General features: G+C 39.1%; 11 protein-coding genes. 8 read left to right on the top strand and 3 right to left on the bottom strand.

What is annotated here, in order from left to right; translation table 11 throughout:
- The first annotated feature begins 774 nt into the window (after positions 1-774).
- From NCWK1_RS06985 to purU, 5 genes are all read left to right on the top strand, one after another.
- Entirely contained in the window at positions 775-1,767 is a 993-nt protein-coding gene (locus NCWK1_RS06985) for an ABC transporter ATP-binding protein (protein WP_103124215.1), read from the top strand.
- Entirely contained in the window at positions 1,768-2,580 is an 813-nt protein-coding gene (locus NCWK1_RS06980) for an ABC transporter permease (RefSeq protein ID WP_103124214.1), read from the top strand.
- A 69-nt stretch (positions 2,581-2,649) separates the two neighbouring features.
- Positions 2,650-4,377 (top strand): GldG family protein, encoded by a 1,728-nt coding sequence (locus NCWK1_RS06975; protein WP_103124213.1) that lies wholly within the window; start codon positions 2,650-2,652, stop codon positions 4,375-4,377.
- A 66-nt stretch (positions 4,378-4,443) separates the two neighbouring features.
- Positions 4,444-5,058 (top strand): DUF4340 domain-containing protein, encoded by a 615-nt coding sequence (locus NCWK1_RS06970; protein ID WP_103124212.1) that lies wholly within the window; start codon positions 4,444-4,446, stop codon positions 5,056-5,058.
- Between the two features lie 64 nt (positions 5,059-5,122).
- On the top strand, positions 5,123-5,977 hold the full coding sequence (purU, locus tag NCWK1_RS06965; RefSeq protein ID WP_103124211.1) for a formyltetrahydrofolate deformylase: 855 nt from the start codon (positions 5,123-5,125) through the stop codon (positions 5,975-5,977).
- A gap of 81 nt (positions 5,978-6,058) precedes the next feature.
- On the opposite strand, the gene NCWK1_RS06960 is transcribed toward purU, so the two are convergent.
- From NCWK1_RS06960 to NCWK1_RS06950, 3 genes are read right to left on the bottom strand one after another with little or no spacing between them, the layout of a single operon-like run.
- On the bottom strand, positions 6,059-6,874 hold the full coding sequence (locus NCWK1_RS06960) for a DUF5331 domain-containing protein (RefSeq protein ID WP_103124210.1): 816 nt from the start codon (positions 6,872-6,874) through the stop codon (positions 6,059-6,061).
- Between the two features lie 54 nt (positions 6,875-6,928).
- Positions 6,929-7,261, bottom strand: a complete 333-nt coding sequence (locus NCWK1_RS06955) for a (2Fe-2S) ferredoxin domain-containing protein (RefSeq protein ID WP_103124209.1) — start codon at positions 7,259-7,261, stop codon at positions 6,929-6,931.
- A 53-nt stretch (positions 7,262-7,314) separates the two neighbouring features.
- Positions 7,315-8,289, bottom strand: a complete 975-nt coding sequence (locus NCWK1_RS06950; protein WP_096576076.1) for a cysteine synthase A — start codon at positions 8,287-8,289, stop codon at positions 7,315-7,317.
- A 462-nt stretch (positions 8,290-8,751) separates the two neighbouring features.
- Between NCWK1_RS06950 and NCWK1_RS06945 the strand changes: the two genes are divergently transcribed.
- The 3 genes from NCWK1_RS06945 (at position 8,752) to NCWK1_RS06935 (ending at position 13,515) form a co-directional block, all read left to right on the top strand.
- Positions 8,752-9,078 (top strand): DUF3040 domain-containing protein, encoded by a 327-nt coding sequence (locus tag NCWK1_RS06945; RefSeq protein WP_103124208.1) that lies wholly within the window; start codon positions 8,752-8,754, stop codon positions 9,076-9,078.
- A 16-nt stretch (positions 9,079-9,094) separates the two neighbouring features.
- Positions 9,095-11,176, top strand: coding sequence for a dynamin family protein (locus NCWK1_RS06940; protein ID WP_103124207.1), 2,082 nt, complete (start codon positions 9,095-9,097; stop codon positions 11,174-11,176).
- Between the two features lie 122 nt (positions 11,177-11,298).
- Positions 11,299-13,515, top strand: coding sequence for a dynamin family protein (locus NCWK1_RS06935; protein ID WP_103124206.1), 2,217 nt, complete (start codon positions 11,299-11,301; stop codon positions 13,513-13,515).
- Positions 13,516-13,556 lie beyond the last annotated feature (41 nt).

The following is a 13,556-nucleotide window of genomic DNA, read 5'->3' as shown; positions in this document are numbered from 1 at the left end:
TTTTTCCCTAGACAAGCTGTGTCAAATGATTTTAATACCTGGAAAAAGAAAAAAGGTTTGGCTCACCACCAAACCTGACTATAAATCCAGTGCATAACAACATCCCGCATTTATTTACTCATGATTTTTCCTTCCGAGCATCTTCCTATAGGATGTATCCAAAACTTATAAAAACTGATATTACGCTAACTAGGTATTATTCATTACATTAAAATAAAATCATTAAGATGAATTCTTTTAAAATTCAAAAATGCTGATATAATTCTCCGAATTTTGGCATATATAGATAGTATTTATGGCTCAATTGATAATAATCAGCAAAATAAAAGACGGGTTTTCACCCGTCAAAATAGCTTGAAAGTGGCGATACACCTTGGATTAAAGAAAAATCATACAAATTAAAATTAGGAGGTTGTCAATAAGACTCAGGATTTAGGCAATAAGAACAGTATTCATACTCTACTTACTGTTTTCACCAAAGTCATACTTGTACTGTTGATCAATTTAGCACCATCAAATTTTCATTAAATGCCAAAATGCCAAAATCTTCAAGATATAAACAGCATTTTGAGTTTATTTATAAGTCTTATTAGACAAACAATATTAGTAATTTGTGTAATTTATTTATGTCTCTGGAGTGTAAGTTACTAAAATATTATTAAGTAGTAAAAGTTACTAAGTTTTTTGCGTATTCTTTAGGCACAAAACCAATTGCTATTCCATCATGATCTAAGATTGTTGGGTATTCTCTAGTTGACGATCGCCCATAGACCGATGATTGAAGTTGAACATCTCAGTAAAACTTACGGTTCTACCCCAGCGATTACAGATGTGACTTTTCGGGTTGAACCAGGGGAAATATTAGGGTTTTTAGGGCCGAATGGCGCTGGTAAAACCACAACAATGCGAATTTTAGCGGGTTATTTACCTGCAACTAGCGGGACAGCTAAAATTTCTGGGTTTGATGTCCATGATAATTCTTTGGCGGTGCGTCAACGCATTGGTTATTTACCAGAAACACCACCGTTATATCCAGAGATGACGGTGGAGGGATTTTTGCATTTCGTCGCCCGAATCAAAGGTGTCTCCGCAGGCGATCGCACCGCTAAAGTGAAAGCAGCGATCGCCCGATGTAACTTACAAGATAAACAGCGAGTCATTATTCGCAAACTCTCTAAAGGATATCGCCAAAGAGTGGGCATTGCTCAGGCGATCGTTCACGACCCACCAGCCATTATCCTGGATGAACCCACCGTTGGACTTGACCCTAGACAAATCATCGAAGTGCGAAATTTGATTAAAAGTCTCGCGGGGACACACACGATTATTTTGTCTACCCACATTTTGCCGGAAGTGAGTATGACTTGTAGCCGTGTCGCTATTATTAATCGTGGAAAGGTTGTAGCTACTAATACTCCAGAAAGCCTCATGACACAGTTGACTGGAGGCTCAGGATATGAATTAGAAATTGAAGGCGAAGCAAACCTAGCGAAACAAGTCTTGCAAAACGTTGCGGGTGTGAGTCTGGTAGAATCAATTCCTGGTCATCATCTGATCCATGCTACAGACGGTCGCGCTTATTTGCGAGTGATTGCTCAACCGGGAACAGAACCGGGAAGAGAAATCGCCGCCACCTTAATCCGGGCTGGATTTGGTTTACAAGAAATGCGGCGAGTCAGCGCTACCTTAGAAGATGTGTTCTTGCAACTGACCACCGAAGAAAAGCATTTTGAACCTGAAGCAGCCAACGAAGGAGAAGCAGCATAAATGGGTATAGTACTAGCGAATATTATTGCCATTTATCGCCGGGAACTACAGAGTTACTTTATCTCGCCATTAGCTTATGCGATCGCTGGGGTATTTTGGTTCATCTCCGGGTTATTTTTTGTGACCATTTTATTTGGCCCCGATGGAATTTTGCCCTCGGTTGCAGCCATCGACTTACAAGGTCAACAATTGGGTGTCCCAGTCCCCTTAATTGATGTCCCCTATGAATTTATTCGAGCATTTTTAGACCGTATGGGTTGGTTATTGCTATTTATTTTGCCAATTCTGTCGATGGGACTGTACGCCGAAGAACGTAAGCGTGGCACATTGGAGCTTTTAGCCACCTCACCCTTAACGAATTGGGCAGTAGCGGTTGGAAAATTATTAGGCGTGGTGACATTCTTAATTACAATGGTTGCACCACTGTTGATATTTGAAGCGATCGCCCTTAGTGGTTCCAATCCACCTATGTCGCCAGCTATTCCCCTACTCGGTCATTTTGGCTTAATCTTGCTGGCAGCCGCAATTTTATCATTGGGAATGTTTATTTCTTCCTTAACAGACAGCACTATCCTCTCTGCTGTTCTGACCTTTGGCTTGGTTTTGTTGCTGTTATTTGTTGATTTAATCGCTAAAAGTATTGGCGGCCCTGTCGGCGAAGCCTTGGGTCATTTGTCATTACTCAAGCATTACAACACCTTCATCCAAGGAATTTTTGACACTAGCGCCATAATTTTATTTGCTAGTTACATTTTTTTAGGTATCTTTCTCACAGCACAATCAATTGATGCCCTACGTTTTCAACGGCAATAGTTTATTAGTCAATAGTCTAAAGTCCTGACTATTGACTATTGACCATTGACCATTGACCATTGACAAAATATGAAAAAAATCACAAAAAAGCAACCTTGGAAATATTTATTTTGGCTGGGGCCGTTTCTATTCATGGTCGGCTTCACAGCGGGGTTAGTATCTGGTAGCTGGGGACTATTACCTCTAGCTTTTATGATTCCTGGAATTGCCGTTATTATATTTTGGGTAGTTTGGCAAAGCCAGCAAAGCCGTTGGTGGGCTAGTCGTTCTACCCAAGCTGGAACTAATGCGGTTGTTGCCACATTAGCTATCTTGGTAATTTTAGGGTTAATTAACTTTTTAGGTGTTCGCTATCAACTACGCCAAGATTTAACCGAAACTCAGTTATTTACCCTAGCACCCGAATCACAAGAATTAGTCCGTCGTCTACCACAATCTGTGAAAATTTGGGTATTTGACACTAATCAAAATCCCCAAGATAGAGAATTACTAGAGAACTATCAACGGCAAAGTTCTAAGTTTCAATTTGAATATGTTGACCCTCAAAGCCGACCCGGAATCGCCGAAAAATTTGGGGTGAAAGAATATGGAGAAGTTTATTTAGAATCTGGAAATAAACGCCAATTAGTACAATCATTGAACGTCAATGAACGCCTATCAGAAATTAAATTAACCAATCGACTACAGCAACTTACTAATTCTACCGTTGTTAAAGCTTACTTCCTTCAAGGTCACGGTGAACATCCTTTAACTGGTGGCGAAAGTGGAATTTCTCAGGCTGTGCAAGGATTAACCGAAAAAGGTTACACCGTTGAACCACTAAATTTAGCTGACAAACTGCAAGTTCCTAACGATGCTGTGGCTGTAGTGGTAGCAGGTGCTAAACGCGGACTATTCGACGCAGAGGTAAAAGCCTTACAAAATTACCTCAATCGTGGCGGTAACTTGCTGCTGATGATTGATCCTGATACTGACCCCAAACTCAGCCCTTTATTACAAGAGTGGGGTGTGCGCCTCGATAATCGTTTAGCCGTTGATGTCTCCGGTGCAGGTGTGGGACTTGGCCCCGCTGCACCCATCATCACAGACTACGGACAACACCCAATTACCAAAGATTTTGGCAAAGGTATTTCTTTTTATCGCTTGGCTAGACCAATAGAAATTACCTCCGTTGCTGGTATCCAGTCCACACCCCTACTGCAAACCAAAGCCTATCCCAATAGCTGGGCTGAAAGCGACCTGCAAAGCGAAAAATTAGAATTCAATCCTGATAAAGACCTCAAAGGGCCGCTGACTTTAGGTGTAGCGTTAACAAGAAAATTGCCAGCTACATCTAACCCTATTCCTACTCCGACAGCAGCGACAACTCCTTCGCCTTTAACCACTCCAACAACAACGCAAAATCAAGCAACTCCCACTCCCACAGTTACGACATCTCCAGCAACTCCCACTCCTACAGCCACCACTACTTCCTTACCCTCACCAGCCACTACTCCCGCAACAGAAGAGAAATCTGAACAATCTCCAAAAGAATCACGGTTAGTAGTTTTTGGAAATTCGGATTTTGCTACCGATGGAGTATTTCAACAGCAACTAAATGGTGATGTATTTCTCAACTCTGTCACCTGGCTGAGTCAACAAGACCAGCAACCCCTTTCTATTCGCCCTAAAGAACCGAAAAATCGTCGAATTACTTTATCAACATCACAAGCCAATGTATTAACATTGTCATCTTTGTTGGTATTACCTCTGCTTGGCTTTTTAACGGCAGCTTTCATTTGGTGGCGAAGAAGGTAAGAAGAAGTATGAAGTCTGAAATTTCATACTCCTGTCTTTTGACCATTGACTATTGACCATTGACAAATGACTATTCCAAAAACAACTTTAATTTTGATATTGTTGGCGCTGGGTTTAGGTGCTTTCGTGTATTTCCATGAAATTCGAGGTGCAACTCAGCAAGAAGAAGTCAAAGAGAAACAGCAGCAAATTTTCACTTTTGCAGAAGATGATGTGCAGTCTTTGACAGTAAAAACAAAAGCTTACACTCTAATGTTGGAACGCAACTCTCAAGGTAGTAATCCCAAATGGTTGCTGAAATATCCAGTATCAGAGTCAGCCAATGATGCAATTGTTTCTTATTTAATGGATTTGTTGGTTAAGGGTAAGAGCAATAACATTGTATCAACCACCGCTAACCAACTAACAGAATTTGGTTTGGCTCAACCCAACGCCACTATTGATATTAAACTAAAAAATCAGCAAACCCATGAGTTGATTTTAGGCAAATCTGATTTTAATAATCGTTTTGTGTATGCTCAAACTGACTCCGCTACACAACCAAACGGCAATATCAATGTATTATTAGTATCTACAGATTTTGCAAATGCCGTCAATCGGGAGTTGTCAGAATGGCGACAAACTGTCGATAACAGTAAATCAACACCTTTACCTACTAATCTTCCTCTACCAACACCTTAGAAGAAGTATGAAGTATGAATTGACTGAAATTAAATTTCTTTAACTACGAATTATAAATTATTTTATGTCCACGACAACTGCCACCCTGCTCATTTCTTGCCCTGATCAACGAGGACTAGTTGCCAAAATTGCTAACTTTATTTATGCCAATGGCGGTAATATTATTCATGCAGATCAGCACACAGATTTTTCGGCGGGTTTATTTCTAACGCGCATAGAATGGCAGTTAGCCGGATTTAATTTACCTAAAGATTTAATTGCTCCAGCTTTTAATGCGATCGCTCAACCTTTAGGTGCTAAATGGGAACTTCATTTTTCTGACTCTGTACCACGTATAGCGATTTGGGTAAGCCGCCAAGACCACTGTCTCTACGATTTAATTTGGCGACACCGTGCTAAAGAATTCAACGCAGAGATTCCTTTAATTATTAGCAATCATCCTCATTTAAAGGTAGTAGCGGAACAGTTTGGTATTGATTTTCATCACATTCCTATTACTAAAGAAAATAAACTAGAACAAGAAGCTAAACAACTAGAATTATTACACCAATACAAAATTAATTTAGTTGTTTTAGCAAAATATATGCAAATTGTTAGTTCTGATTTTATTGGTCAATTTCCCCAAATTATTAATATTCATCATTCATTTTTACCAGCTTTTGTTGGCGCAAATCCATATCATAGGGCTTTTGAAAGAGGCGTAAAAATAATTGGTGCTACCTCTCATTATGTCACTCAAGATTTAGATGCAGGGCCAATTATTGAACAAGATGTAGTGAGAGTCAGTCACCGCGATGAGGTAGAAGATTTGGTGAGAAAAGGTAAAGATTTAGAGCGAGTAGTATTAGCAAGGGCGGTACGGCTACATTTACAAAATCGTGTATTGGTTTATGGTAATCGTACCGTAGTGTTTGAGTAAGTGTTTTTTGCCTTTCCATTCTTTCCCCTTGCTCCCTGCACCTCTGCGGTTTATTTGTATCAAAATTAAAGTGAAACGGTATCACCCTCTACCCTGACAAAATTCATCTACCCAAGAAGCTATAGTACGAGCATTAGTACTAAGAAATGGCTGAGTTTTGCTAGGTGAATTTTGCGGTTGGGATTTTTCTGGTAATTTGCCGTTGGCAGACACTTCATTAGTCACAGTCAATGATGGTGGAGTTTTTGCTTGACTATCCACCACTATTTGGCGAGAAACTACAATGCTTCTGGGCATAAGTTTGACATGATTGGGAACTTCCGCTAAGGCGATGGTTTTACCGTTGCTGGGAACTGTGGTAGCCAAAGCTAAAGATGATATGGGTTGATTTTGGCGTGATTTACCAGAAGATTGCCGAGTTACCTTGGTAGCGAGTGTAAAGGCTGGTAAAGGTTTGTGTGCCTGTGGTAAATCTGAAATGATGTTTTCGGGATGTTGGATTGTAGCTAGAGATTGAGGAATAATATCATTAGCCGTGGCGAGCGATCGCACAGGTTTTTCTTCAAGAGATTTTTCCTCAGTAAACTCGCTCTGGCATTGGTTGATAGCCGCAACTTCATCTAACTTTGTCAAACGTAACTCTTCATCGGGATTGAAGTTCAGCCCCAAAGCTGTGACTATAGCATCAGGATTATTATTTAGATCCATCATAAAAGTCAGCATCTGCTCAAACTCTGGCTCTAAAACCGATAAAGTCGCCAAAATAAAGCCAGATGAGGGTCGGCGCAGACCATTATAATTTCCCCAAACTCGCATTTTCACCAGCCAGGGACGATTTTGTTGATAGTAACCCAGCCACTTCATTTTCAATGATTGACGTAGCTGCTGAATATTCATCGGATGCCTCTCTTGAGTCAAAAATAGTGCAGACCTGGTTGTTTGTAATTAGATTTATCCTTGGGGATGAAATCGATAATAAAGCATCTGTTTGACTCTTTCACCACATCGTAAATGTTGTTCTACCAATAGAGGTATTTCATGGGGTTGCACACCGCTATACCAAACCATATCAGGTAGAACTAGTACCATCGGCCCGTTACCGCATTGTCCCAAACAGCTACTTGCTGTGACCGTCACATCTGGTACTGGTAAATTTGTCAAAGCTGCTAAAACCTTAGCCGCGCCTTGCTTCTTACAGGTGCGATTATGGCACACCCGCACACACCTGTGAGTAGATACTTGGCCGCTGACTGCTGAGTTTGGTGGTTGAGTTATGTTTGTCATTTGTCCTTTGTCCTTTGTCAATGGTCAAATGACCATTGACTATTAACCATTGACTAATTTACTGATAACCCTTTAGAGGCCAGCCACTCACTATTAAATATGCGTGATTGATAGCGGGAACCACTATCACAGAGGATCGTAACAATCGTATGTCCAGGGCCTAATTGTTTTGCCAAAGCAACAGCCGCCGCCACATTAATACCTGTTGAGCCACCCATCAAGAGGCCATCTTTCCGTAGCAATTGGTAAACGACGCGCAAAGCTTCTGTGTCATCTATTTGGATAGCATCATCAGCAGGTGCGCCTTCCATATTTGCTGTGATTCGACTGTTACCAATACCTTCAGTAATAGAATTACCTTCTAAATGGATTTCACCAGTTTTGATATAGCTGTAAAGTCCACTACCTAGAGGATCAGCAACAACACATTTAATCGCCGGATTTTTTGATTTTAGGTACAATGCAACACCAGCAAAGGTTCCACCTGTACCAGTTGCCGCTACCCATCCGTCTATTTTACCATCTGTCTGTGTCCAAATTTCTGGGCCAGTGGTTTCGTAGTGGGCGCGACGGTTAGCTAAATTATCAAACTGATTCGCCCAAATGGCATTGTCTAACTCAGCAGCAACTCTACCAGATAGCTTGACGTAGTTATTTGGGTCTTTATAGGGAACAGCGGGAACAGGCCGAACTTCCGCGCCTAATGCTGTTAGTGCATCGATTTTTTCTTGAGACTGGGTATTAGGAATGATAATTAAGCATTTGTAGCCTTTGGCGTTGCAAATATGCGCCAGTCCAATACCAGTGTTACCTGCGGTTCCCTCAACTACAGTACCACCGGGTTTGAGCAAACCTTTTTCTTCCGCATCTTCAATGATATACAGTGCGGCGCGGTCTTTAACGGAACCACCAGGGTTAAGAAACTCTGCTTTAGCCAGAATTTCGCATCCTGTTTCTTCACTAAAACTGTTTAACCGAATTAAAGGTGTATTACCTACTGTGCCAATAAAGCCGTTTTTAATGTCCATTTTCCATCTTCTCGAATTCTTGCCTATAAAAATTTTGGCTTATGGCGGTTGTAGAATTTACGGCTTCTATATGGATTTTCTACTAAAACAATAGGAAATTATATATGTAATGCAATAATTACTACCTAATCTTACTTAAACAGAACTTACGCAAAAATTAAATTATCAAAAGGCTTAATTTATCAAACCACAGAGAGAAGTTGCTTGCGGGTTCCCCCCGTTGGTTTATCACTCACAAATTAAATACTACTAAACATAACTCAAGAATAAATTTTTCTTACCAAAAATTTCTGGAATGGCAAGAGATTTTTGGGAATCTAACTTCTAACTTGGTTGAACAAACGCTCATCCTCAAAGCCGTAATATTACTGGAGTTTATGAAGTTTATAGTAAGTTAACATACACGGTGACTGACTTTTAAATGCCGATATCATTGCTTTGTTCTCAACGGAGTAAATACTGATGAAATCTGAAGAAGATCGCCGTCAAGAACTAGAACAGCGAGAACGAATACTGCGCGAAAGAGAAGTTGAATTACGACTTCGAGAAATAGAAACTGACATTCACGGTTCTCAAGCACCTTTTCATCAAACTGTGAAGCATCAGCCAGAAGATTCTCACAAACCTTGGGTAAAAAAAGCTATCCTCGCTGGAAAGTTATTTGCTTTGGGTGTGGCGGTGCTGATTGCTGCCAAAATAGCCTCAGCCGTTGCTGGTGTAATTATTATTGCAGGATTGGTATGGATGTCTTACAAACTATTTTTTGAATCACCAAAGCAAAATCCTTAATTAGAGTATTATTATCATGAGTAATCAAGTACTAACTGACCAATTTCTTAGAGATTTAGAGCGAGTAGCCCAAGTACGTTCTGATATTTCTACACATTTGAATAATCTGGCTGAAACAATTACCAAAGCAGAGTTAGCTGGAGACTCTTCATCAGGCAAACTGAGCTTAGAACGTAATATTGAAGATATTGCATTAGCGAGTAAAAATCTGCGTCAAGGTGTGTTTCGCCTTTTAGTGTTAGGCGATATGAAGCGCGGTAAAAGTACATTCTTAAATGCTTTAATTGGGGAAAATCTTTTACCGAGTGATGTTAATCCTTGTACTGCTGTATTAACAATTTTACGCTACGGCCCCGAAAAGAAAGTTACTATTCATTTTAATGATGGTAAAAATCCGCAACAGCTAGATTTTCAGAGTTTCAAGTATAAATATACTATTGACCCAGCAGAAGCCAAGAAATTAGAACAAGAGAAAAAACAAGCATTTCCTGATGTTGATTACGCTATTGTGGAGTATCCTTTAGCATTACTCGAAAAAGGAATTGAAATTGTTGATAGTCCTGGATTGAATGATACCGAAGCGCGGAATGAATTATCTTTAGGTTATGTCAATAACTGTCATGCAATTTTATTTGTCATGAGAGCTTCGCAGCCTTGTACTTTAGGAGAAAGACGGTATTTAGAAAATTATATTAAAGGTCGAGGTTTATCTGTTTTCTTTTTAATCAATGCTTGGGATCAAGTAAAAGAATCATTGATTGACCCTGATGATACAGAAGAATTGCAAGCCGCAGAAGATAGACTCAGACAAGTATTTAAAGCAAATTTAGCTGATTATTGTTATGTAGATGGTCAAGATATTTATGATGAGCGAGTATTTGAGCTTTCATCAATTCAAGCACTCAGACGACGATTGAAGAATTCCCAGGCTGATTTGAGTGGGACTGGCTTTCCAGAGTTTATGAGTGCTATTAATACTTTTCTTACCAAAGAACGGGCGATCGCAGAACTCCGTCAAGTAAGAACTTTAGCCAGACAAGCCTGTAACCATACCCATGAAGCCATAGCTAGACGCATACCTTTACTCGACCAAGATGTAGACGAATTAAAAAAACGCATTGAGTCAGTAGAACCAGAATTTAACAAACTCACCGATATCCGCGATCAATTTCAAACAGAAATCATCAACACTAGAGATACTCAAGCGCGAACAATATCAGAATCGTTTCGCAGCTATGTTTTAAATCTCGGTAATACATTTGAAACTGATTTTTTGCGCTATCAACCAGAATTAAATCTGTTAGATTTTCTTAGTAATGGTAAACGTGAAGCTTTTAATAATGCACTACAAAAAGCTTTTGAACAATACATTACCGATAAATCTGCGGCTTGGACTTTAACTGCTGAGAAAGATATTGATGCAGCATTTAAAAAACTATCTCACAGTGCTGCACAATATGGTGCATCATACAACAAAATTACAGATGAAATCACCGAAAAACTCACAGGACAAAAAGTTAATGTTAACGCTCACACTTCTACAGAAGAGGATAAATCTCCAGGCTGGGCAAAATGGGCAATGGGATTGTTATCTTTAACAAAAGGTAATTTAGCTGGAGTAGCATTAGCTGGCGCTGGATTTGACTGGAAAAATATCCTGCTGAATTACTTTACTGTAATTGGAATTGGCGGTGTAATTACAGCAGTCACAGGGGTTTTACTTGGGCCAATTGGCTTTGCATTACTCGGTTTAGGTGTAGGCTTTTTGCAAGCAGACCAAGCACGTAAAGAGCTAGTTAAAACTGCCAAAAAAGAGTTAGTGAGATACTTACCCCAAGTCGCGCATGAACAATCACAAACTGTCTACAATGCAGTTAAAGAATGTTTTGAATCTTACGCAAAAGAAGTAAGCCAACGCATTAACGATGATATTACTTCTCGCAAATCCGAATTAGATAATTTAGTCAAGCAGAAACAAACACGCGAAATTAATCGAGAGACTGAGTTAAAACGCTTAAAAACCTTGCAAGAAGATGTAATAGCTCAATTGCAAAAAATAGAAGCATCTTATAGTAGTCTGCTCGCTTACTATAGTTAAGTTAGATAATTAAACCACAGATGGATAATGAATGATACATACAGATAATTCATCCGTGTGTATCTAACTACATCTGCGGTTTAATATATAAAATTTTAGACGCAAATCATCATAATAAAAATATGCCAACCCAAGATGAAAATTATAAAAATTTAGTAGATTCTCTTAAATATGCGTCTACATTACTAAACTTAGAAAGTACATCAAAACTGTATCACGATATAAATTCACTCTGCAATTATCTAACTAACCCAAACTTTAGAATTGCCGTATTTGGCCCCTTTAATCATGGCAAATCAACCTTACTAAATGCCATCTTAGGGACGCGCACATTACCAATTGATTTAATTCCTACCACAGGCGCAGCCATTACTGTGAAATATGGTAGTAATGTAAGAACTCGTATCATATTGACAGATAATACAGAAGTTTATCGCAATGGCACAGAAATCTTACAACAATTTGCGATTCTTGATGGCAACAGACAGATGCGGAAAGATGTGGTGTCTGTCGAAGTATTTTCTCCCCATACTTTTTTAGAAACTGGTGTAGAGTTTCTTGATTTACCAGGAACGAATGATAGAGATGAACAAGATAATTTAGTTAAAGAACAACTACTTGGTGCAGATTTAGTTGTGCAATTACTAGATGCACGTAAGTTGATGACTTTAGGTGAACGAGAAAATTTACGCGACTGGTTATTAGATAGGGAAATTAAAACTGTTATTTTTGTGGCGAATTTTCTCAACTTACTAGAACCAGAAGAACAACAACAAGTGCAAAGTCGTCTGCGGTTTGTTGCAGAAAGTTTCCGTGCTGAATTACCCCCTGGTTTTAGTAATTTATATCGTGTGGATGCTTTACCTGCTTTACGCGCTAGGTTAAAGGGTGATGTAGCAGCGGCTAGTAGTAGCGGCTTAGTGGCGTTTGAAACTGCACTACAAAATATTGTGGGTATTTTACAACAAAATCGGGGTAGTGTGAGGTTGCCGAGAGTGCAGGCGATCGCATCCCAAATTCAATTATCATTAAAAAATAAAATTGACCCTATTGCTAACGAAGTTAAAGAGTTTAATGACAAACAAACTGCCAAAATAGAAATTAAACAAAAAGCCAAAAATCTTATATATCAAGGGTTTACTACTAGTGTTTCTGAATTACATGATTGGTTATCTTTATCAAAATTACTAGCTAAATATCAAGCTGATGCAGCTGTTGCATTAGCAGAAAATAATTTTAAATCTTGGCAAATAGGTAAACTCAAAAAAGACCTGACAGATTTACAGTTACCTATAATGAAATGGCTATATCAAGCTTATGATTTTTTTAAAGAAGAACGTCCCGAAGATTTATTAATCCCTTTCCCTCCAGAACCACAAATTACTTTACCGCCTAAGTCAGATAATAATGAACTGTTAAGTGAACCGGGAGCAGTCGCGGTAGGTGGTGGAATTGGTTGGTTATTAGGTGGGCCAGTAGGTGCTGCTGTAGTTGGGAGTATTTCATATATTTTAAATAAGAATATTCAAAAGCAAGAAGAAAAATCAGTTAACGAATCATATCATCAACAAGTTGCTAAAATTTGCATAAATGTAACTGAAGATTATTTCTCTCAATTTAGTAATCAAGCTTTATCAATATTATCTGTATTTGAACTCCAAGCTGAAAAAGTAATTTACTTTCAAGTACCTGAAGAACCTCAAGAATTAACTCAAAAGCGTGCAGAATTACGCCAACTTCAAGAAGGCTTTAATCAATTGCTGAATGAGTTAGAAAAAGCCAAAATTATTACTAACTATCAACCTTATCAAGAAATACCAAAAATTATTCCTCCTCAACCTCAACAACAATCTTATCGACAGCAAGAAAGAGTTTATACTCGTCCCCCACAACCGGAAAATAACGCCAAAACTACTGAGAAAAAAGTTGAACCTCCCAAACAGCAAGTTTATTCACCACCACCAAAAACTGCACCTTCACCCAATCCCGCAGAGGTAGAAGCGAAGTTTCGCAACTGGGAAATGGATGAAGAAATTGCGTGGATGAAAGCTCAAATGGGTTCTCCTGGTTTTCAAAATAACAAGCAGCAGACAAATCAAAATACCCAAGCAACTAAAGCACCCCAAAGCCAAACTGAAAAAGATAAAATTACTCGCGCCTATAAAATTTTAGGTGTACCACAAGATGCTCCGTTTGCTGATATCAAACAGGCTTATAAAACTTTAGTAAAAAAATGGCATCCAGACTTATTTGTTAACCAACCCCAGATGCAAAAACAAGCGCAAGAAAAAATGCGGTTGTTTAATGAAGCCTATACAGTCTTATCTAATAAAAATTAGAGGTGTAAGGGAAGAAAAAAACCGGGATAAACCCGGTATAG

It is taken from the genome of Nostoc cycadae WK-1, assembly GCF_002897135.1.
In the GTDB taxonomy this organism is placed as follows: Bacteria; Cyanobacteriota; Cyanobacteriia; order Cyanobacteriales; family Nostocaceae; genus Nostoc_B.
This window is presented reverse-complemented; position numbering and strand designations above follow the sequence as displayed.